This window comes from Salinicoccus halodurans, from assembly GCF_900114445.1.
Classification (GTDB): Bacteria; Bacillota; Bacilli; order Staphylococcales; family Salinicoccaceae; genus Salinicoccus; species Salinicoccus halodurans.
On record NZ_FOTB01000004.1, the window covers coordinates 60137 to 82271 of the forward strand.

The window sequence follows — 22135 nt, forward strand, 5'->3', positions numbered from 1 at the left end:
CAGATGCGGTTTATGGAAAGTATTGTTATACATGATCTGATTGGGGTGTCAATTCTGATTGACGAAGGTGAAAATGATGAAAAATGACTTGAAGAAAAAAAGATTTTGGAAACTCGCTTTAATATTATTCCTGACCGAGATGGTGCGGGGGATGTTCATTCTGAGCTATCTGCCCGCCCTGCCGACGATCGGGCTGATTTCGATCGGACTGAGCTCGATCGTGATCACGATGCACTATGTGCTCGATTCGGTCACGAACGTCTGGCTCGGTTTCCTGATACGGAAGATCGGTGAGGTCTGGACGATGCTGCTGAGCTATTTCATCGGCATCGGCGCAATGGTTGCGGTCGGCTTCGACCAGAGTTTCTGGACGCTGCTCGCTGCAGCGTGCCTGCTCGGCATCAGCGTCTGTCCGATATGGATCATGGCACTGTCCAATGTCGAGGAGAAGAGCCGCGGGCGCGATATGGGTCTCGTGTTCTTCTCGTGGCTGACCGGGCTCGGCGCCGGGATGGTGACGATGAACTTCCTGATCGGCATATTCGCGGAAGAAGCGGTGTTCTCGATGGCCGGCGTGTTCGTCGTCAATCTGCTCGTCTTCCTCGTGCTGCCGGGCAACCGGAAGGAAGTCGTGGAGGCGGTCGCCGATGACACGGTGGGTGCGAAAGTCGGCAATGATGTGTACAGCGTCGATCCGGAAGATAGCGGCTCATCTTCGAAACGCCGTGACAGAAGCGGCCGGAAGAAGCGTCTGCCGCTCCGTGATACGTGGTTCATCCTGAAACACCATGCGAAAAACATGCCGGGCATCATGCTGCAGGGTCTCGGCGTCGGCATGCTGCTGCCTGTGCTGCCGACATACATCACTTCTGAATTGTCGCTGAACTATTTCCAGTACACGTTCTTCATCCTCATCGTGTTCGGCCTGGTCGGCTTCAGCATGACCGTGCTGAGCCGGGCGCTCGACACCAATTCGGTGCGGCTGACGTTTGCTGTGATCTGCGGCGGATTCCTGATATATGCCGTCGGCATCATGTGGTTTTCGACGCTTGAGACGATCTGGCTGATCTTTGCGATCGCGAGCTTCATCGGGCTGTCCTACGGCATCATGCTGCCTGCTTGGAATAAATATCTCGCCGGCACGATCATGCAGGACAAGAGCGCCGAATCATGGGGCGTCATCAGTTCCGTGCAGGGCATCGGTGCGATGATCGGCCCGGCGCTCGGCGGACTGACGGCCGACCTGTTCGGCACCGTCGACGCCACACTGCTCGCAAGCGGACTGATCTTCGTGCTGCTGTTTGTCTATTACGCCGTGCTGTTCGGACTGAGATGGCGGAGTGCTGCGGAATAGCCGTGGAAATGCGGAAACCGGAATCCTTTTTTGAAGGGGCTCCGGTTTTTTTGTCGGTATTTTCAGTGTGATATACCTGTTTCATGTAAGCTTTCAAAAAACCACTTCCCCGTGTTATGCAGGAAAGTGGTTTTATTTTTATAAATATTCTTTTTGGAACTTGGCGTAAAGCTGGTCTTCGAAATAATTCCGGTTGGCCTGGATGTAGCCTTCGACAATCAGGTATGTGAAGAATGCATAGTAGATGCCAACGATGATCGTCAGGTTGCCTGCACCGAAGAAACCGAGTATGACGGTCGGCAGGATCAGCAGTAGGAGGATCACTGCGATGCTGAAATAGCGGTAGAAGCTCGCCTGTCTCATCTGCTTTTGGACCTCTTCGTCGATGTCCCTTATGAACTCCTGGTGCTTCTCACGGCCGGCCTCATCAAGTCCTTCCGCAGCGTCCCTCGTCAGGAATTCCGTGGTTTTTATCCGGCCGTCAATATCATTTTCCAGATATCTGATGTCGACATTCGGATTCGGCTTGAAAAGATAACGGGAGATCTTTGTCAACGGCACTCTCATCTCGTTCTCTCCTTGCTTACAAAAGTATATTGATTTATTATTAGTTTAGTATCCAACTTTATTATGACACAAAATTTCAATATTTTAAAGAGGTGAAGATATGTCTAACAATGAAACGGAAAAATCATTTTCCAGAAGGAATTTCCTGAAGATGTCGGGTGTGGCTACGGGTACACTTGTTGCCGGGACATATTTGGGCTCCCTGCTGAAAGAAGATCCGGCAGCACCGGAGCAGGCCGCAACAGACACCGAAGGCCAGCAATCTGAAGGCGGCGAACAGGCGGCTGAATCACCGGACTATACACGAGCATATAAATTCTTCCAGAGGCAGGAGGACTTTGCGACGATTGAAGCGGCGGCTGAACGCATATTCCCTGAGGATGACAACGGTCCCGGTGCCAAAACACTCGGCGTGGCATGGTTCATCGACCATGAACTTTCCGCCGGGTACGGTTCGAACAGCCGGGAGTATATGAAGGGACCTTTCAAGGAAGGCACAGACTTCCAGGGGCCGCAGTATGCGATGCTCCGCATGGACATATTCTCCGAGGGCATCCGCGTGATGAACGAACAGGCACAGGAACAGTTCGATGCAACGTTCCCTGAGCTCGACGGAGGGCAGCAGGATGATATACTGACCCAGATAGAGCAGGATGAAATCGAAATTCCGGGGCTCAAGGCGAGCGACTTCTTCGAAGAACTCCGACTTGTCACACTGTCCGGTGCCTATGCAGACCCGCTGTATCGCGGCAACATCGACATGAAGGGCTGGGAAATGAAGAAATTCCCGGGTGCCTACATGAGCTATGCAAACGAAATCGAGAGCGAAGAATTCATCGACAAAGAGCAGCAACCCCTTTCTTCACATATCTCACACTAAAATTGACTGGAGGACGAATGAATGGCTGAAACGCTGGATAAAAGAGAAGTCGTCGTTGTCGGACTCGGCTGGGCCGGCAGCATTGTTGCGGCTGAGCTTGCCAAAGCGGGCAAAGATGTACTGGGCCTTGAGCGCGGACAGGAGAAGACGACTGAGGATTACCTGACCGCCCACGATGAATACAGATATGTGGTCGGCCATGAGATGATGCAGGATCTCTCCAAAGAGACCATCACCTACCGCAATACACTGGATGAGGAAGCACTTCCGATGCGCCGCTTCGGAGCATTCCTGATCGGTACGGATGTCGGCGGCGGCGGTGTCCACTGGAATGGTGACACATGGCGCTACAATCCATATGATTTTGAAATAAAATCCATGACCGATGAAAAGTATGGGGAAGATAAACTGTCGGATGACTACCTGATCCAGGATTGGGGCATTACATACGAGGAACTGGAACCCTACTATGAAAAGTATGAACAGACGACAGGGGTCAGCGGTGAACAGAACCCGATGGGACCGGAACGCAAAATACCGTACCCCACTCCACCGATGAAGATGACGCCTTTATTATCCGACTTCAAGGCAGCCTGTGAGGCGGCGGGTGCAACACCGTTCAGAACGCCGTCCGGCAACCTGTCCGAGGAATACACGAATCCCGACGGACAGACGCTCGCTGCGTGCCAGTACTGCGGTTTCTGTGAGAAGTTCGGCTGTGAATGGGGCGCGAAGGCTTCACCGATTGTCACGACGATCCCTACTGCCAAAGAGACAGGCAACTTTGAAATAAAGACCGGTGCCAATGTCGTTGAGATCATCAAAGAAGGCGGCAGGGTGACCGGTGTGCTGTATGTGGATACGGCCACGCATAAGGAATACATCCAGCCGGCGGATGTTGTCGTCATCACGAGCCATACGACGAACAACACGAAACTGCTCCTTCACTCCGACCTCGGTACGGCATATGACCCGGAAACCGGAGAAGGATCTGTCGGCAAGAACTACTGCCTTCACATCACGCCGTCCGTTACAGGCTTCTTTGATAAGGAGTACAACATGTCAATGGGTGCCGGTGCACTCGGCGTGACGATCGATGACTACAACAATGATAATTTCGACCATACGGACCATGACTTCATCCACGGCGGTTCGATTTCCATGAAGCAGCAGGGTAAACGCCCGATACTGGAAAACGCGGTCCCTGACGGCGTCAAGAACTGGGGGGCGGAATTCAAGGCAGAATCCATCAAGGCATACAACCGCTCAGCAGGTGCATGGGCTCAGATGATCACACTGCCGTATGTGAACAACTACCTGTCCCTCGACCCTACTTACAAGGATGAATACGGCCGGCCGCTTCTGCGTCTGACGTATGATATTACAGATCATGACAGGAATGTGCATGAATTCATCGCAGACCGCATCGAAGAGGTCATCGATCAGATGAATCCGGTGGCCAAAACACGTTCCACGCTAGGCGAACATTTCGACATCCTTCCGGCGCACAATGATCACATCGTCGGCGGTACCATCATGGGTGCGGATCCCGAGACGAGTGTTGTGAACAACTATCTGCAGATGTGGGACGAGGATAACGTTTTCGTCATTGGCGGATCGAACTTCCCGCACAACGGCGGCTATAACCCGACGGGCACCGTGGGTGCACTCTCCTACCGTGCAGCAGAAGGCATTGAAAGATATCTCGATGATAACGGCCCCTTGTAGAGGCTTAACTTTATTTAGTAAAATGGAATAGTGTATAGTGAGGCATATACGTAAGATTTTCGTATATGCCTTTTTGCTAACTTAACGGATAAAGAAGGTGAACGTAATGGCATCGAATGAAAATGACAATGGACATGATAGGAAAGAGACGATAAAAGCCATCAGCGATGACGGCTATGAAGAGACGAAAGAGCGGAGCAGGGTCACTGTGGACGATCCGGACGCCACGCTGGTTGAACACCTGGATGATCTGCGCGGCATGCTGATCAAGTCGGCAGTCGTATTTGTGTTTTTCTTTCTGCTTATATTTCTGACCATCCAGTACTGGTTCCCCTATCTATCGAAGGGACATGATCTGATCGTGCGGGGACCGTTCGAAGTCATCCGGTTCTACATACGGACAGCCGGCGCCCTCGGCATTGGTCTCAGCCTGCCGTTCATCTGCCGCTTCCTCTGGCAGTTCATGCGGCCGGGCCTCGTTGAAAAAGAGACGCAGTTTTTAAAAGCCTATTTCCCGCTGATGTTCATTTTATTCCTCGGCGGATTGTCATTCGGCTATTTCGTCGTCCACCCGATCAGCTACTACTTCCTGATCCAGATGGGCGAACAGAACTTCGAGGTGCTGGTGACGGCGGACGAATACATGGCCTTCCTGCTCATATCGACGATGCCGATGGGACTCATATTCCAGCTGCCCGTCATCGTGCTGTTCCTGCATCACATCGAGCTGCTCGACGCCCAGCTCATGAAAAAAGTGAGGAAATATGTATACTTCGGACTGCTGGTGGTCACCGCACTGATTGCACCGCCCGATTTCTTCACTCATCTGATAACAGTCAGCCCGATGATTGTGCTGTATGAAATCAGCATCTACATCGTCATGATCCGTGAGCGGCGTGCGGCGAAGAAAGCTGCGAAAAAAGAGAAGGCTGCGAAAGCCGCAAAATAAAAAGTGTACCCCCTGCAAAATTTGCAGGGGGTTTTGTGTGTTTTGCGATTATGTGGACGTCGCACATGTCCCGACGTCCAGGAAACGACGTTGCTGTACTTCGCAGTTGTTCCGACGTCCGGCAAATGACGTTGCTGTACTTCGCGGAAATTCCGACGTCCGGCAAACTGCCCAATATGTTTAAAAAGACCCGCCAACAGCATTTTCACCTAATTTAAAAACGATATCCTTTTCATATTTTGATGAGTAGCCATTATTTTTTAATAATTGGTGCAGATCCCGATTTTTCACAATATAAGATGTAGACCTGCTGCTTCCTGTTTTACTGCAGTATTTAACAAGTGCTTTTCTCAGCAGTTTTTCATGAATTTGGTTGTCAGTAAATGAAATCATCTTCGCTTTGGTCATTTTTTCTTTGGGAAACAGTATAGTGAAATCAATTAAAGCCCTCACCACAAGCCTTTCCAGTGTTTCCTCATAATTACATTGACTGCAGATTGCTGTATATCTCGAATGCTCCAGCTCATAACTCCCGCACCCGTAACAATAATTCCCCGCCCTAAGCCGGCGGACATCCGTCACCGGCAGCGGCATCGGATCGTCGATGAAGAACTTCCGCAGTGCATTCGCATTTTTATAAGCTGCAGCTCCCGCGTACATCTGATTGAGGTCCGAAAAGTAACGCATCAGTTTTGGACGCCCCACTGCAAACTGTGCGGCATCGTCGGAACCGACCTCCAAATCAAGATTCGGATTTACGAAAACAACCTTCTTTTCCACCGCCACCCGGTACGGAAGATGGAAGGCCATCCTCACCAGCTTACCGGCGGTGCGGGACACCTGCGCCAACGGATCCTCGCCGCCCGGCCTGCCGTTTTGGAACCACCGGCCGTCTCTATATAAATAATTTCCGCTGTAATTCTTGATTTCATTCACGATCAGCGTATCATCCGTCACAATCAGACTGTCCACCTGCAGCACCGCTTTATCAATCTTCATCCACAGATCTCTGTATATTAATAAACGCCCGTGGCCCGCGGCATCGAATAGTCTGTCATACTCGGCCTCACCGGCGAAACCTCTCGCGAGATTCCGCATGCGCCACTGCTCATCGCGGGTCAGATCAGCACGCCGGGACAGCACTTCATAGTACAGAAGTTCCCTTGGTTTTTCCCTGTTGTTCAAAAACATTAAAAAACCTCCTTTACTATATATAGGGGAAAAGTGCCGATTTGATTTTACATAATGTTGTAAAAAGAAACCACCAGCACATAAACCCTTATATATCAATAACAGGAGGTGTAATAATTCTTAAATTCTTTTATGCCGAGAAAACTTTTGGCGGGAAAGGCAGACCCCGATAAACTGAAAAGACGGCAGCTTTTTTTCCAGGAGGTGCTGTTGGTTCACGTCAAAAGAAAATTGGAATAAAACCAGCACTAGCCCCGGTGCTTCTTCGTCATCTCTTCCATGAAATCGAGCAGCTCTTCTTTCATATCGGATTTGAGCGCATATTCGATCGTCGTCTTCACGAAGCCGCGCTTGGCACCGACGTCATGGCGGCGGCCTTCGAAATCGACGGCATAGACGTCTTCGCCGCTGTCACCGATTGCACGGATGGCGTCGGTGAGCTGGATTTCGCCGCCGGCACCGATCTCGCCTTTTTCCAGGTGGTCGAATACCGACGGTGTCAGGACGTAGCGGCCCATGATTGCAAGCCTTGAGTCCGTCATACCCGGATCCGGTTTTTCATACATGGTGTTCAGATGGTAACAGTTGCCTTCATGGCTGTCGTACTCGACGATTCCATACCTTGAAACGTCTTTTTCCGGAACAGTTTTCACACCGATGACCGAGCTCTGATGCTTCTCATAATGCTCGATCAGCTGGCCGATGGCCGGTGTGCCGCCCTCGTTATCGACGATGTCATCGCCGAGCAGCACTGCGAACGGTTCTTCGCCGATGAACTGTCTGGCTGTATGTATCGCGTGCCCCAGACCTTTCGGCTTCTTCTGTCTGACGTAGAATATATTAGCGAGGCCTGTCGCATGCTCGACTTTTTCAAGCAGGTCATGCTTCCCTTTATTCTCAAGGATAGTCTCGAGTTCCATCGACTGGTCGAAATGATCCTCGATCGCCCGTTTATGCTTGCCGGTCACGATGATGATATCCTCGATGCCCGCCGCCACCGCTTCTTCGACGATATACTGGATTGTCGGCTTGTCCAGGATCGGCAGCATTTCCTTCGGCATCGCTTTTGTTGCAGGCAGGAAACGGGTGCCGAGCCCGGCTGCCGGAATGACTGCTTTCTTCACTTTTTGCATAAGTTTTCCTCCTACTGTCCCTCTAGACACTACTATAACAAAAAGAAGGCCGGAATCTACTCCCGGCCCTCTTTCCGTGCCTCTCTTTTTTCTTTTCTTTTTACAAGTATGATGCTGAATTCATATAAGACGATCATCGGTGAGAGGATGATGATGTGCGTAAACAAGTCCGGCGGCGCAATCAATGCCGTGAGCACCATGAGTCCAAAATAGGAATATTTCCTGAATTTGATCATCAGCGCCGAATCCAGGAGCTCGATATGGTTCAGGAATAAAACGACCATCGGCAGCTGGAATATCAGCCCCATCGGTATTGTCGACATCAGAAGGAAAGACATATATTCGTCCGCCGTCACCAGCACATCGAAGTTCTGTTCACCCATCTGCATCAAAAAGAAATAACTGATCGGATGGACGACGAAATATCCGAAGGCAAGCCCGCCTAGGAACAGGCCAATCATCATCGGCACCGATCCCCTGAGCATCTTGATGTTGACTTTCATGCCCCCGAGGCCCGTCACCTTCCGGACATACTGCCATAAATAGTACAAGATGAACGGAATGGAGACACCCAGAGCGATCGCAGCCGCGGTCCTTACATAGAACCGGATCACTTCAAACGGCCCCATCATCACGATTTCATATCCTTTTGACACAAACGGGAACCACCATTCCACTGTGAAGAAAATGACGACGAACCACAGTGCCAGCGTGACTGCGGATTTTATAAGGAGGCTGCGCAGCGCTTCAAGCTGCTCTGTCAGAGGCTCGAACGGATCCTCTTCCTCCCATTTTTCCGGCTTCCCCGGACCACCCGGGTCGCCGCCCGCTCCACCGGCTGACGGGTTTTTATTCCCATTATCATTTTCCTTCGTACGCTTATGCACCGGACTGATGCTCAAATCCTCATATGGATCCATTTAAATCACCTGTTCCTATTCGAGGCGCCTGTTGTCCTCCGCATACTCGATGACGCCTTCTGCACATCTGTAGGCAAGCGCCCCTACTGTTGCTGTCGGGTTATATCCTCCATTATGCGCGAAATTTCCAGCGCCGACAACGAAAAGATTGTCGCGGTCCCAGTGCTGCAGATAATTGTTCACGACGCTTTTCTCCGGATCATCGCCCATGACGGTGCCGCCGGTGTTGTGTGTGGACTGGTAAGGCACGATGTCGTAGTCCTCGACCACGGTGTCCTTCTTGATTTCATTCGCGCCCATTTCCTCCATCACTTCCGCTGCACGGTCGATTGTATACTTCTGGACACTCCTGTCCTGATCTGTGAAGTTGTATGTCAGCTGGACGAGCGGGATATCGTATGCATCCGTGTACTCCTCATCGAGATCGAGATAGTTATTTTTATGCGGCAAAGTTGCACACTGGGCCTGGACCCGGAGCGTGCGTGTATAATTCTCGATCGACTCCTTTTTGAACTCGGCGCCCCATGACGGCGTCCCCTCGCGCGTTGTGTTGGTCGCGATCGGGCGTGCACCGGTCTGGGTGATCGCCATGTTGCCGCCGTGGAGGAAGTCGAGGTCGGAATGGTCATAGTTATCGCCGTTGAAGTCGTCAAACGCCATACCGAGTGCGCCCGCTCCCATGAATGTATTGAACTGCTCGTCGAAGAATCCGACTGCACCGCCGAAAATCTGGTAGCAGTAGTTGCGGCCAAGTGTACCCTCTTCCGTCTCCGGATCGTACTGCTCGCCGATTTCGGACACTCTGAGCAGCTTGTAGTTGTTGAATAAATAGCTCGTGAGCACGACGACATCCGCCGGCTGGAAGAACTCTTCCCCTGTCTGCGTGTCGATGAAGCGCACGCCTGTGACTTTGCTGTCATCATCTTCATCCTTCATGACTTCGACGACGTTTGAGTGCGGGCGCACTTCGAAATTGCCGGTTTCCCTGGCTGCAGGGATAACGGTCACTTCCGGCGAGGATTTCGCACCGTATTCACAGCCGAAGCGTTCACAGAATGCACAGTACTGGCATGCCTGGATCGACTGGCCGTCCGGATTTTCATATGCTTCGCTCAAGTTGGCCGAAGGCATCATGATCGGGCTGTAGCCCATGCTGTTCGCGGCCTCTTCGAACATCTTGAGAGACCGCGTCTTGATCATCGGCGGTGTCGGATAGTCATCCGAGCGGTCGCCGCCAAGCGGGTTGGGTTCGCCGGAAATGCCGGCGGTCTTTTCAAATTTATCGAAGTACGGCTCCAGTTCATCATAAGTAATTCCCCAGTTCTGGATGCGGTAGCCTTCATCATCTTTCAGTTTCTCTTCGCCGTATTTCTCTTCGGTCATCGAACGGATTTCGAAATCATACGGCAGGAACCGCCACGTCTGTCCGTTCCAGTGCGTCCCCGCCCCGCCGAGGTTGTCGCCGAGAAGGAAAGAACCCATCTCCCGCATCGGCAGCGCACGCTGGTCCCGCGTATTCCTGAAGGTAATGGTCTCCTTCGACATATTCTGCATCAGTTCATAGCGTATTGCATATTTATATTCATCGTGGACATTCTGATAATCCTCAGTGCCGCGCTCATGTCCGCGTTCAAGCCCCATCACATTGAGGCCGGCCTTCGCCGCTTCCGCAGCGATGATGCCGCCGGTCCAGCCGACTCCTACAGTTACAACGTCTACTTTATCCAACTCTGTCACCATATGCTATTTCCCCCCGTAAAGTGATTGTGGTTCGATTTCCTGGAAGCTGTCTGTATCGATCTGCTGGATGTAGGCATGCTGGTGGCCCGGAAAGTTCTTCATCTTCCAGCCTTCCATGCCCCGGTTTCCACGATACAGTGGATCTGCATATGCACCCTGCAGCGTCGCAGAACGCAGCAGCCTGAAGAAATCCTCGGGCTTCCCTGCCGCTCTCGGGATGCCGAGATCTGCATCCCCATCCTGGAATTTCGTCAGAATCTCATCCTTCTGCCCGTCTTCGATACTTGAGAAATCGTTGTCGAAATCATTCTGCGACTCTGTGTTCAGCGCCTTGATGCCGAGCGTAAACAATTCAGCCCGTGTCAGGCGCGACTGGTAGCCCTGCGTCGTTTCGCCTTCGTAGAAAGGCGCCTGCATATACTCTTTGGTGTTGTTTCCGTAGGCACCTGCGAGCTGCATGTCGAGAAAATAGGGCACGCCAAGTTTGATGGCGCCCGGACCGAGGTCATCCTCGGGGAATATCCTTTCCATCGCCTGAGAAATCGTTTCGAAATCGGCATCATTGTGAAAGAACATCCTGCCCGGATTTTCATTGCCGCCAGTCTCTTCTCCGCCGGTTTCTTCGGTTTGCGAGGTTTCCTCCTCCTGTGCAGGCATGACAGAATTGAGGTTCATTCCGACTGAGCCGCCAAGCAGGGATCCACCAATGATCCCCCCGGTTGCCACACCAGTCGTTTTCAGGAAATCACGCCTGGAAAACTTTTTCTCTTTCTGATCTTCTTTAGCCATATGATAATCCCCCTTTGAATAAAACATACTTTCATTATATAATGATATCATAATATTTAGAAAATTAAAGAAGGGGATGTGGTTTATTTGGCTTTTTTCAAGTATTTGTTCTGGGACAATAAGCATATGGATCTACGGTACACAGAAAACAAGTACGATGCGAAACCCACAATCACGAAAGTGTATGATGACGGACCTGAAGTCGATTTGGAAGCAGTTAACAAAAAATACCGCGACGACCTCCGCGATGCCCAGCGTTCCATCAACGGAAACCGACTCGTCATGCTGATTTTCTACATGGTGTTCGTTTTCCTTCCGGCCATCCTGATCAGCGTATTCCAAAACAATATTTTACTTCTCGGCAGCATTTTCGTATTCACCATCTTCGTCTATTTCATCGTCGAGACTGTCAATCAGGTCGAGATCAACAAACTCCTTTACAAGATGGATGACTATCTTGGGGGACATTAGCAAATAAAAACCGCTGGACCCTGTAAAATTTTTGGGTCGAGCGGTTATTTTATTGAAATATATATCGATTGTTGTTTATATGGACGTCGTCACCCCGGACGAAGGCCGGATACCGTGTCTTGTGAACATCGTCACCCCGGACGAAGGCCGGATACCGTGTCTTGTGGACATCGTCACCCCGGACGAAGGCCGGATACCGTGTCTTGTGGACGTCGTCACCCCGGACGAAGGCCGGATGCGTCATCATCTGGCCTTCGTCGGCGCGACTACAATGCTTTCTCCCCTTTTTCCTTTCCGCCGCTGACGTCGAGTCGGGTGACGGCACCCCACAATTTTCCACGGGAGGCGGCGGCCCTGAATGTGACGCCTGTCTCCTTTTTACCGGCGGCGATGAACAGCCGTGTGTTTCCATCCAGTATCCGGATCCACCAGTGGCCGTCATTGTAATAAAGTTTGTCGAAACTGTATACATCACCTATTCCTGCAATCCCCTCAACGCCTGCTCCCAGCGACGGGAACGAGCGCTTCTTTATTCTCGCCGCTGCCCTGAATTTCCCTTTCCAGAACCAGGCCGCCTCATAACTTGTTTTCTGTTTCAATAAAGATCCGCCTCCGATATCGATCGAAAGGGGGCTGATTCCGTTGCACACAAATGCCCGTTCGCTCGCAAGATAGCCGTATTTCTGAAACTGGATATGGAGGTGTGATGCCATATGCACGTTGTCGTAATTGGTGTTCGACTGATGTCCGACCGTTGTGCCCTGCCGCACTTTATTCCCGATTTTCACCGGCAGATTGCGCGCAAGATGTCCGTAGATCACCTGGATGCCGAGCGTTTTGTTCGCAACGACGACTGTGCCGCCGAAGTTTCCGTATGCCGACGTGCCCGCAACGACCTCTCCGTCGCACACCGACGGCACCGGAGCGAGATGCTGTTTTGCCAGATCGTACGCACGGTGATAGCCGCCGCAGTAGGTATCGTAGTTGTAGCCGCCGACGGTATAATCCCGCTTGCCCCAGATGCCGCTTTTGTAACGGGTCGGATCCGACGTCACCCGGAAACCCTGTTTTTTCAAATATTCAATTGGATTCAAAATGATCACTCCCCATGTTTTATCACGTCCAATTGATATATCGTGTAAAATCTCAAAAAAGCTATTGACCACTCCGGTCAAAGAGAATAGAATGGGATTGACCAGGGTGGTCAATATGAATTCAAATCATGAGTAAAAGGGGGACATTCCATGAAAGAAGCGTTCAAATCACTGGATGGCTCGAGGCAGTATGAAATCTTTGCCGCGGCAATGGCTGAATTCGGTGAGCACGGCTTCAAGAAGGCTTCGACGAACCGCATCGTAAAGCGCGCGGGCATGAGCAAAGGGATGCTCTACTATTATTTTGACAACAAGCAGTCGATATTTGACGATGCACTTGATTTTGCCCTCGACCATATCGAAAACTATATGCTGTATGACATTACGACAAAGAAAGAAGGTTTCATCGAAAGATGTGCCCGGCTGTCCCATATCAAATATGTATACTTCAAGGCGCACCCAGAAATCTCGAAATTCATCACATCCGTTTATTTTTCTGACGATCTAAATGAAGTACAGCAGGAACGGAATGCGGCTTTCCTTGAAAATCGGCAGCGCATTCTTTTCGACAATCTGGACATGGACCGCTTCCGCGATGACATTGATCATCAGACAGCCATAAAACTCGTGTCATGGACGATAAACGGCTATACCCAGGAAATGGAACATATGATGAAAGCCGAAGGACTGGACTTCGAGCATTTTGATGAATATTTTGAGGATTTTGACCACTATCTTGCAGCTTTACGCAAACTTTATTATAAGGAGGAATATCAATGAGCATACTCGAACTGAAAAATACGACTAAAACTTTCGGTGATACGATCGCTGCGCATGAAGTCTCTTTTCATATAGAAAAAGGAGAGATTTTTGGATTCATCGGACCGAATGGTGCCGGAAAATCCACAACGATCCGCATGATCATCGGGGCACTGACACCTGATTCCGGGGAGATTTTCGTAGACGATCAGCCCATTTCGAAAGACCCGCACTACAAGAATAAACTCACCTATGTCCCGGGCGACGTCAACCTGTGGGGGAATCTCACAGGGGATGAAGTGATCAATTTCTTCATGAAAACGCGGGGCTACACAAATACGGACCGCAAAGATGAGCTGATAGAAAAGTTCAGACTGGATCCTAAAAAGAAATGTAAGGCGTACTCCAAAGGGAACCGTCAGAAAGTGGCGCTCATCAGTGCATTCCTTTCAAATGCAGATCTGCTGATCTTCGATGAACCGACGACGGGACTCGATCCTTTGATGGAGCGTTCATTCCATGAAGAAGTCATACGCGCCAAAAATGAAGGTAAAAGCATCCTTCTGTCCAGCCATATCCTCTCCGAAGTAGAAAAACTGGCGGACAGAATTGCCATCATCCGTGACGGACAGATTATCGAAACGGGACAACTGGCGGATCTCCGCCATATCACCCGGATCGAATATGTTGTACAGGCCAAAGGTGATTTGGAAACATTGAAATCACTGCCTTTTGTCCACGAATTCACACAAGATCATGACAGCACACATATTCTTGTGGACAACGACAAGGCACCTGAGTTCCTTGAGGCGCTTCACCCGCTCCAGCCCATGCAGCTGGAAACACGGCCGCCCCGTCTGGAAGATATCTTCATGCGCTATTATGAAGACCGGAGTGATCAATCATGAAACAATTTTTCGGGATAGTACTCCGGGATGTGCGGTTCCGCATACTCATGTGGATCATCGGCATCTCGGCACTGACGCTCATCGTCCCTCCTGCGTTCGCGAACCTCTACGGCGAAGCAGCTGACCGTGAAGTCCTGAAGGAAACACTGGCCAATCCGGCCATGGTTGCGATGGTCGGTCCGGTACCTGAAGGCACGTATACCATTGCTGTAATGTTCTCCCATGAAATGCTCGTGTTCATGGCGATTGTCCACGGCCTTTTCGGCGTCATGATTGCCAATGCAGTAAGCCGCAAAATGGAAGACCAGGGACTTTTGGAATATGTCAGCAGCACAGGCATCACGCGCAGCAATATTTTCGGCACGCAGCTTTTGATCGGCATACTGATGAATATTGCGCTCGGTGCCGTGATATTCACCGGATTAGTTGTGATGGATATTGAATCCTTCGGTCTGGAAGGCAGCATGCTCTACGCACTCGGCACAGCGCTGTTCGGTCTCCTGTTCTATATGGTGACACTGGTGCTCGCCCAGCTTCTGCCGTCTTCCGACTGGTCATTCGGCATTGCACTTTCACTCCTGCTGCTCTTTTATCTGGGCCGGGCCATCACTGATGTCGTCAATACCGACTATTCTGTGATTTTCCCATACCACTGGCTCTCACGGATAGAACCCTTCGGTGTGAATGACTTTGTCTGGCTGTCACCGTTCTTAATCATTGCCGTGTTCGCCTGGCTCGCTTGGTTTTTATTTGCCAAAAGGGATCTGGATGATGCTTATATTACGCTTGACTTCAAGAATAAAACACGGCGTATCGGTTCTTACCCCCGCCTGCAACTGACTGGGATGAAGGTGCTGATTACGAGCTGGCTGGCCGGGATGCTGCTGATCGGCCTGTCATACGGGTCGATTTTCGGTGAACTGGATACTTTCATCAATGAGAATCAGTTTTTGGCTCAGGCAATGGAAAGTGAGTCGGGCATGGATCCGATTCTGCAGTTTCTGAGTACTTTGATGATGGTGACGGCTGTGGTCGGCATCATCCCTGCATTGATGGTGTCAGCGCGTATATTGCGTGAGGAGAAATCCGAAAGGCTGGAAATGCTTGTGAGTGCGGATATCAGCCGTGGGCGTATGCTGCTCACTCATGGCATTTTCGGCGTCGTCACCGGTGCGCTCGGTCTTGTGCTTGCTGTCATTGGTATGTATGCTGCGAGCATCGGAGTCGAGGATATCGGGGTGACAATCGGTGAATATATGCTTACTGCACTGAACTACACAGCCGCTGTCGTCCTGTTCACCGGACTTTCCATGCTGCTGATAGGGATTTCAAAAAAACTCCATACGCTGATATGGGTGTATTACCTCTATTCGTTCTTCGTCAACTATCTGGGCCTCATCATCGGCCTTGATGATGCATGGCGCATCGTGACGCCGTTCCATTTCCTGGCGGAAATGCCGGCTGAGGAGATGGACTGGATTGCATGGGCCGCCATCACTGCAATCGGGATTGCTCTTGGCATCGCGGGTGCGGCACTCTTCAAACAGAGAGATATCGGCTAATAGAAAATCCGCAGCCCCCTGATTCGGGAGCTGCGGATATTTTTGTTATTCGGAGGACGGTCCTCCCGCATCTGCGAACATCGTCTTGCCGATGTTGCGGCGGTACCGCCAGATATTCTGGATGATCGTTTTCGTGACTGCATATGTCGGGATCGCGATCAGCATGCCGATGAATCCGGCGATGTTCCCCGCTGCAAGCACCACTGTAATGACTGTGAGCGGGTGCAGTTTGAGCGTCTGACCCATGACGTTCGGCGTGATGAGGTTACTTTCGATCTGCTGCGCGATCAGGGTGATCAGTGATACCCATACAAGCATGATCGGATCCTGGATGACTGCGAGGAGTGCCGCAGGCACGAATGCCATCCACGGCCCGATGAATGGTATCAGGTTCATGAACAGTGCGAAGATTGCGAGCAGCAGCGCATAATCGAGTCCGACGATTGCGTAGCCGATATAGAGAATGACACACAGGATCGAGCTGACCAGCATCTGACCCTGGATGAACGCCCGGAGCGTGTTGTCGATGTCACTGAGCAGTTCGGTGAGGAACTGCTTGAACGTCCCCTTGAACGGAGAAGTCATTGATGGAATGAACTTCTCATGGTCTTTCAACAGGAAGAAGTAGAAGAACGGCACCAGGACGATCGTGAGCAGCACGCTTACTGTACCGGAGACGATCGTGATCGCATTGCCCATCAGATTGGAGATCATCTCGGACCCCTGGTTCAGGGCATCCTGCACGTACGTATCCGGATTGAAAGGCAGCCTGTCGCGCTGGGACAGCAGGTAATTGAAGAGTTCCTGGATTTCCCTCTGGATCATCGGCGCCCTTGCCACCAGGTTCTGCACCTGCTGGGTGACCATCGGAACGATGATCATAGAAAGCAGCGTAATGACGAGCAGTATGATGATGAAAATCGCAAATATGCTCGTAATCCGCCCGGCCTTCCGCTTTTCGAGGAAGCGCTGTATGGGTTCTGTAATGTAATACAGGAGTCCGCCGATCAGAAGCGGGATGAATATGGTTGCGATAATTGTGAAGATCGGTTCGAAAATCACCTGTACCCTGATCGTCAGCATGATGATCAAAAGTGTGATGATGATTGCGATACCGGTCTGGAACCAAACTTTTCTAGTCATTCTCACGTTCTCCTTCTCACTAATTTAAAGTTGTTTACAGTGTACCATAATTTTTATTCAGCAAGAAAATATATGCGACAGAAAACGCTTTCATAAATATGTGGACAAATGGTGACATTCGAAGTAATATTATATTGTCCGAATGTTCGGGACGAAGGGGAAAGGGGAAAATTAAATATGCAGAGTATCGTTGATTTCATGATGGGACTGGTGTGGAGTAACGCGCTTGTTATTCTGCTCATCATCGTAGGGGCATACTTTACAATCCGTATGCGCTTCTTCCAGATCCGTCACTTCAAGGAAATGATCCGCCTGATGTTCCAGGGTGAACGCTCACCTGTCGGAATCTCAAGTTTCCAGGCGATCGCAGTATCGCTTGCGGGCCGTGTGGGAACCGGTAATATCGTCGGTGTATCCACAGCAATCTTCATAGGGGGGCCGGGGGCGGTTTTCTGGATGTGGCTGATTGCGTTCATCGGCGCAGGGAGCGCGTTCGTCGAATCCACTCTCGCCCAGATCTACAAGCAGAATGAGGATAACCAGTATCGCGGAGGTCCCGCATACTACATTGAAAAGGGGTTCGGGAATAAATTCGGCAAGATCTATGCCGCAATTTTCGCCCTTGTAACGGTCGTTGCAACAGGGCTTCTCCTGCCGAGTATCCAATCCAACTCGGTGGCAAGTTCATTCATCCATGCCTTTCCGGTCGATTCATGGATGGTCGGCGTCATGATGGTGGTTTTCGTCGGCCTTGTAATTTTCGGCGGCATCAGGTCCATCGCCAACGTCGCCACTGCAGTCGTTCCGATAATGGCAATCATCTACATTATAGTTGCAGTTATCATAGTATTTATCAATATCGATGAAGTGCTTCCGCTGCTTGGTCTGATTTTCCGCAGTGCATTCGGGCTCGAGGCACAGTATGCCGGTATTATCGGTGCGATGATCGCCATCGGGGTCAGACGCGGTCTTTATTCCAACGAAGCAGGTCAGGGTACAGGGGCCCATCCGGCGGGTGCCGCTGAAGTGTCGCATCCGGCGAAACAGGGGCTTGTGCAGGCATTCTCGGTGTATATCGATACACTTTTTGTCTGTACGGCGACAGCCCTCATGATCCTTATGACCGGCATGTATAACGTGTCTGACGGCGAAGGCGGCCTTCTTGTCGATAATGGCGTGTATGTGACGAATGCCGAGGGTGAGCAGGATGTTTCCGGCACGACCGCATTTACGCAGGGCGGTATTGATGCCGCATTCCACGGCCAATCCACTTTTGACGAGACTTTCGTAGGATTCGGTTCCTACTTCATCGCTTTTGCGCTGCTGTTCTTCTGTTATACGACCATACTCGCCTACTATTATATGGCCGAGACCAACCTGGTCTATCTGACGAAGGGAAGATTTGGCTGGCTGAAGATTGTTCTGGGTCTGGTGCTCATCGGATCCGTCTATGTGGGGACGGTCAGCACCGCCCAGCTCGCCTGGGATATGGGTGACCTCGGTGTCGGCATGATGGCATGGCTGAACCTGATTGCCATACTCATCCTGCAGAAACCGGCACTCCAGGCACTCAAAGATTACGAGCGGCAGAAGAAGGAGAAGGGCTCCGGGAAGTTTGCGATCTACAGGCCTGAACCCGGCGAAGTCAAAAATGCCGATTTCTGGCACTATGACTATCCGGAACGCCTGAGACAGGAAAACTACCAGTATCCCGGCGAGGAGATTCCCAAGCCGGATAATGGCCGGGATCCGAAATTATAAAATTGTTTAATCCACGCCCCCTTATTGGTAGAATCATCATGAGGGGGTTTTCTTATGGACATGACACCAGGCAAAGTGCACACGATCGATTTCGAATCGGAGACACTTGGTGAAACTTATGAAATACAATATTATCTTCCTAAAAATTTTTCTGATCTTTACAAGCATCATGTGGTGCTCACTTTCGATTCCCAGGATTTCTTCAAATTCGGGCAGATTGAGCGCCAGTATGAGAAGCTGTGGGAGGCGGGCGAGGTCGAACGCGCCATCATCGTCGGCGTGCCGTATCCGTCGGTCGAATGGCGCAACGACTATTTCAGCCCGAACGGCGAACATCATGAAGCATTCGTTTCATTCGTCTCCCGCGAGCTGATCCACTGGGTCGACAACACCTTCCCTACTTTGAAGGTTGGTACTTCACGCCTGTTAATGGGTGAATCGCTGGCAGGAAGCTTTGCGTTCTCGGTGGCGGTCACCTATCCGGCGACGTTCTCGCAGGCAGTGGCGTTCAGCCCGTTTGTCGATGATGACTTTATTCAGAAATTCAAGGATCAGATGATGCTGATGCATCTGGACCTGTATCATACGATCGGTTTGGAAGAGGACGACTTTAAGACAATCTCGGGCAATCAGGCCGATTTCCTGACGCCGAACCGCAGGCTGAATGAATATCTTGAGGGCGAACCGCTCGAATATGAATACCATGAGCTTGACGGCGGGCACATCTGGAAAGTGTGGAAACCAGAGCTCGACACGATACTGAAACACTACCTGGGTTAGAATATTATGTATTTTTCCAAAAAGTCTGATATAATTGAATTAAAATAAACGGGAGGAATCAAGATGAATTTTGGGGTAGCAATGTTTCCATCCAAACAACTGCAAGACAAAGTAAACCAGTACAGAAAAAGATATGATGCGCATTATGCACTCATCCCGCCGCACATCACGGTGAAAGAAAGCTTCGAAGCCGATGAGTCGGAAAAAGAAAAAATCATCGAATATCTGAAAGATGTGGCTAAAAAACACGATCCTGTTGATATCGAAATCAAAAAGGTTTCGAGCTTTGTGCCGAATTCACAGGTAATCTACTTCAAAGTTGAAAAGAACGAAAAGTTGAACGCCATCCATGACGACCTTAACAAAGGGGACTTCTACGGCGAAAACCAGCATCCATTCGTTCCCCACTTCACTATCGCACAGGGCCAGACTTCACAGGAATATGAAGACATGTTCGGACACTTGAGCATGATCGGCATCGACCATTCAGAAACACTCAATAAAATCAGCCTCTGCTTCCAGTTGGAAAACGGTATGTGGCAGGTTTCCGAGACATTCAGACTCGGCAGCGGTGAATAATAATTATTCATATTTGATTTGAAAACCCCTCCACGGTGTGGAGGGGTTGTTTTTTTACAGGGGATGTTTGTCTTGGGTGACGATGGCCATATGGCGCGGGTGCTGGCATTCGTCGGAGGCGACGATGGCCGTGTGACGCAGTTTCTGGCATTCGTCAGGGGCGACGATGGCCGGATGATGCAGTTTCTGGCATTCGTTTGGGCGACGATGGCCATATGGCGTGGTTACTGGCATTCGCGGAGGCAACGATGGCCATGTGACGCAGTTTCTGGCATTCGTTTGGGCGACGATGGCCATATGGCGCGGGTGCTGGCATTCGTCGGAGGCGACGATGGCCGGATGACGCAGTTTCTGGCATTCGTTTGGGCGACGATGGCCATATGGCGTGGTTACTGGCATTCGCGGAGGCAACGATGGCCATATGACGCAGTTTCTGGCATTCGTTTGGGTGACGATGGCCATATGGCGCGGGTGCTGGCATTAGTTTGGGCGACGACAGCCATTAATAGATATATCATTGAGTTTTCAACTTATTATCAGTATCATATCTGGATTTATAATTTTTTCTATTTAAAAGTGTGATCAGATCCTGCATTTCTAAAGTATATGCAGTTTTTCTTCCAGCTCCCACTTTTTCAGCATATTTATTCAGCAGTCTCCGTATTGACCTTTCATTCTTGTCCATTCCTGCGAACCGTTTTAATTTCTCTTTAGTCATTGGCGTATTATGAAATATAATATTAAAATCTACCATTGCCCGCACGATCATTTTCTCTATCGTTTCCTTATTACCACACTGAACACATTTCGTATGATACCTTCCAAATATCATTTCAAATTTTCCACAGGCACAGCAGTAGTTACCAGCTTTCACTCTTTCAGGATCCACTTCCGGTAATTCCATGGGATTATCTATAAAATAGTCTTTTAATCTTAAAGCCGTTTCGTGTGCGCGGGGGCCGACATGCATTTTATTCAATTCCTTCATATAATGACGAAGCATTGATCGTTGTACAATATTTTTTGGCTTTTCCTGTTTAATCTCCAGATTAAAATTAGGATTCACAAAAATCACTTTGTAATCCCGTTCAAAATTATGATGGAGCAAAGATCGAAGCTTCAACAGTTTATTACCAGTTCGCACCGCCTGGGCCACAGGCTCTTCTGAAATTTGTATGCCATTTATGAACCATCCATCGTTTTCGTAAGAATAAAGACCGCTGTAATTTTTTATTTCATGCACTATAAGTTTATTTTCCGTGATGATTAATGAGTCGATCTGGAGAATGCCTCCTTCAATTTTCATCCATAAATCCCTATAAATTAATAAATTGTCATGTCCGGCTTCATCAAAAATCCGATCATACCCTACTTCGCCGTCAAATCCTTTTCTTAAAATCGATAATTTTCTGGCTTCTTCCCTGGTTAATTCACACCTTCGGTTAAGCGCTTCGTAATAATGCAACTCTTTGGATTTCAATCTTTCATTTAAAAACATCGGCTTTGCCCCCCCTTAAATAAAAAACTCCTTTCCTATATATAGGTAAAAACAGCTGATTTGATTTTTTGTTCGGTGAAATAAAATAGTAAAAAGTAACATCTTTATTGAAAAGCCTGTTAAATCAACAAATCATATTGTAAATTAACACTTATATTTTACTGATTATATAAATAAAGATCTGTAAACACAGATTTCTGACCGCCGTTAGCCTGAGCAATGACAGCATAATCTATCATATGGACATCGTCGTCCTCGACGAAGGCCGCATAACCTCGCATATGGACGTCGTCATCCCCGACGAAGGCCACATAACCTCGCATATGGAC

The 22135-nt window shown here is 49.9% G+C and carries 22 protein-coding genes; 12 read left to right on the forward strand and 10 right to left on the reverse strand.

From position 1 onward, the window contains the following. Positions 1-88: 88 nt before the first annotated feature. The gene (locus BM271_RS08865; RefSeq protein WP_234960517.1) at positions 89-1354 is read left to right on the forward strand and encodes an MFS transporter; all 1266 of its coding nucleotides are present in this window, start codon (positions 89-91) and stop codon (positions 1352-1354) included. 138 nt (positions 1355-1492) lie between these two features. Here the strand turns inward: BM271_RS08865 and BM271_RS08870 are convergent, their stop codons facing one another. Further along, positions 1493-1921, reverse strand: coding sequence for a hypothetical protein (locus BM271_RS08870; RefSeq protein ID WP_046789572.1), 429 nt, complete (start codon positions 1919-1921; stop codon positions 1493-1495). Positions 1922-2021: 100 nt separating this feature from the next. Here BM271_RS08870 and BM271_RS08875 point away from each other — a divergent pair, with 100 nt between their 5' ends. The 3 genes from BM271_RS08875 to tatC (BM271_RS08885) all read left to right on the forward strand — a co-directional run bounded on the left by BM271_RS08875 (position 2022) and on the right by tatC (BM271_RS08885) (position 5478). Next, a complete protein-coding gene (locus tag BM271_RS08875) occupies positions 2022-2801 on the forward strand; it encodes a gluconate 2-dehydrogenase subunit 3 family protein (RefSeq protein ID WP_046789571.1) in 780 nt (259 codons plus the stop codon). 21 nt (positions 2802-2822) lie between these two features. Then, the gene (locus BM271_RS08880; RefSeq protein ID WP_046789570.1) at positions 2823-4529 is read left to right on the forward strand and encodes a GMC family oxidoreductase; all 1707 of its coding nucleotides are present in this window, start codon (positions 2823-2825) and stop codon (positions 4527-4529) included. Positions 4530-4635: 106 nt separating this feature from the next. Then, entirely contained in the window at positions 4636-5478 is an 843-nt protein-coding gene (gene tatC / locus BM271_RS08885; RefSeq protein ID WP_046789569.1) for a twin-arginine translocase subunit TatC, read from the forward strand. Between the two features lie 180 nt (positions 5479-5658). Here tatC (BM271_RS08885) and BM271_RS08890 read toward each other — a convergent pair whose 3' ends face one another. From BM271_RS08890 to BM271_RS08910, 5 genes are all read right to left on the reverse strand, one after another. After that, on the reverse strand, positions 5659-6669 hold the full coding sequence (locus BM271_RS08890) for a nuclease-related domain-containing protein (protein WP_046789568.1): 1011 nt from the start codon (positions 6667-6669) through the stop codon (positions 5659-5661). 248 nt (positions 6670-6917) lie between these two features. Next, positions 6918-7802 (reverse strand): UTP--glucose-1-phosphate uridylyltransferase GalU, encoded by an 885-nt coding sequence (gene galU / locus BM271_RS08895; protein ID WP_046789567.1) that lies wholly within the window; start codon positions 7800-7802, stop codon positions 6918-6920. A 56-nt stretch (positions 7803-7858) separates the two neighbouring features. Continuing rightward, positions 7859-8722, reverse strand: coding sequence for a twin-arginine translocase subunit TatC (gene tatC, locus BM271_RS08900; RefSeq protein WP_046789566.1), 864 nt, complete (start codon positions 8720-8722; stop codon positions 7859-7861). 15 nt (positions 8723-8737) lie between these two features. Further along, the gene (locus BM271_RS08905) at positions 8738-10462 is read right to left on the reverse strand and encodes a GMC family oxidoreductase (protein ID WP_046789565.1); all 1725 of its coding nucleotides are present in this window, start codon (positions 10460-10462) and stop codon (positions 8738-8740) included. 3 nt (positions 10463-10465) lie between these two features. Further along, entirely contained in the window at positions 10466-11251 is a 786-nt protein-coding gene (locus tag BM271_RS08910) for a gluconate 2-dehydrogenase subunit 3 family protein (RefSeq protein WP_046789564.1), read from the reverse strand. Between the two features lie 126 nt (positions 11252-11377). Between BM271_RS08910 and BM271_RS08915 the strand changes: the two genes are divergently transcribed. After that, complete coding sequence (locus tag BM271_RS08915) at positions 11378-11722, forward strand: hypothetical protein (protein WP_234960519.1); 345 nt, start codon at positions 11378-11380, stop codon at positions 11720-11722. Between the two features lie 75 nt (positions 11723-11797). Here BM271_RS08915 and BM271_RS14285 read toward each other — a convergent pair whose 3' ends face one another. Both BM271_RS14285 and BM271_RS08920 read right to left on the reverse strand, forming a co-directional pair. After that, positions 11798-11941, reverse strand: coding sequence for a hypothetical protein (locus tag BM271_RS14285; RefSeq protein WP_159430861.1), 144 nt, complete (start codon positions 11939-11941; stop codon positions 11798-11800). Positions 11942-11988: 47 nt separating this feature from the next. After that, positions 11989-12816: a M23 family metallopeptidase gene (locus BM271_RS08920; RefSeq protein ID WP_046789562.1), complete on the reverse strand. Its 828-nt coding sequence runs from the start codon at positions 12814-12816 to the stop codon at positions 11989-11991. A gap of 150 nt (positions 12817-12966) precedes the next feature. Here BM271_RS08920 and BM271_RS08925 point away from each other — a divergent pair, with 150 nt between their 5' ends. The 3 genes from BM271_RS08925 to BM271_RS08935 are packed head-to-tail and all read left to right on the forward strand — an operon-like array spanning position 12967 to position 16045. Then, the gene (locus BM271_RS08925) at positions 12967-13596 is read left to right on the forward strand and encodes a TetR/AcrR family transcriptional regulator (protein ID WP_046789561.1); all 630 of its coding nucleotides are present in this window, start codon (positions 12967-12969) and stop codon (positions 13594-13596) included. Next, positions 13593-14483 (forward strand): ABC transporter ATP-binding protein, encoded by an 891-nt coding sequence (locus tag BM271_RS08930; RefSeq protein WP_046789560.1) that lies wholly within the window; start codon positions 13593-13595, stop codon positions 14481-14483. Before BM271_RS08925 ends, BM271_RS08930 begins: the two co-directional genes overlap by 4 nt. Beyond that, a complete protein-coding gene (locus tag BM271_RS08935; RefSeq protein ID WP_046789559.1) occupies positions 14480-16045 on the forward strand; it encodes an ABC transporter permease in 1566 nt (521 codons plus the stop codon). Before BM271_RS08930 ends, BM271_RS08935 begins: the two co-directional genes overlap by 4 nt. A gap of 45 nt (positions 16046-16090) precedes the next feature. Here BM271_RS08935 and BM271_RS08940 read toward each other — a convergent pair whose 3' ends face one another. Further along, entirely contained in the window at positions 16091-17188 is a 1098-nt protein-coding gene (locus BM271_RS08940; protein WP_046789558.1) for an AI-2E family transporter, read from the reverse strand. A 177-nt stretch (positions 17189-17365) separates the two neighbouring features. On the opposite strand from BM271_RS08940, the gene BM271_RS08945 reads away from it, so the two are divergent. The 4 genes from BM271_RS08945 to BM271_RS08960 all read left to right on the forward strand — a co-directional run bounded on the left by BM271_RS08945 (position 17366) and on the right by BM271_RS08960 (position 20890). Next, positions 17366-18949: an alanine/glycine:cation symporter family protein gene (locus tag BM271_RS08945; RefSeq protein ID WP_046789557.1), complete on the forward strand. Its 1584-nt coding sequence runs from the start codon at positions 17366-17368 to the stop codon at positions 18947-18949. Positions 18950-19003: 54 nt separating this feature from the next. After that, positions 19004-19729: an alpha/beta hydrolase gene (locus BM271_RS08950; protein ID WP_046789556.1), complete on the forward strand. Its 726-nt coding sequence runs from the start codon at positions 19004-19006 to the stop codon at positions 19727-19729. Positions 19730-19792: 63 nt separating this feature from the next. After that, positions 19793-20308 (forward strand): 2'-5' RNA ligase family protein, encoded by a 516-nt coding sequence (locus tag BM271_RS08955; RefSeq protein WP_046789555.1) that lies wholly within the window; start codon positions 19793-19795, stop codon positions 20306-20308. A 72-nt stretch (positions 20309-20380) separates the two neighbouring features. Then, the gene (locus tag BM271_RS08960; protein WP_143544928.1) at positions 20381-20890 is read left to right on the forward strand and encodes a hypothetical protein; all 510 of its coding nucleotides are present in this window, start codon (positions 20381-20383) and stop codon (positions 20888-20890) included. Here the strand turns inward: BM271_RS08960 and BM271_RS08965 are convergent. Next, positions 20823-21806 (reverse strand): nuclease-related domain-containing protein, encoded by a 984-nt coding sequence (locus tag BM271_RS08965; RefSeq protein WP_046789554.1) that lies wholly within the window; start codon positions 21804-21806, stop codon positions 20823-20825. The genes BM271_RS08960 and BM271_RS08965 overlap by 68 nt on opposite strands. Between the last annotated feature and the right edge of the window lie 329 nt (positions 21807-22135).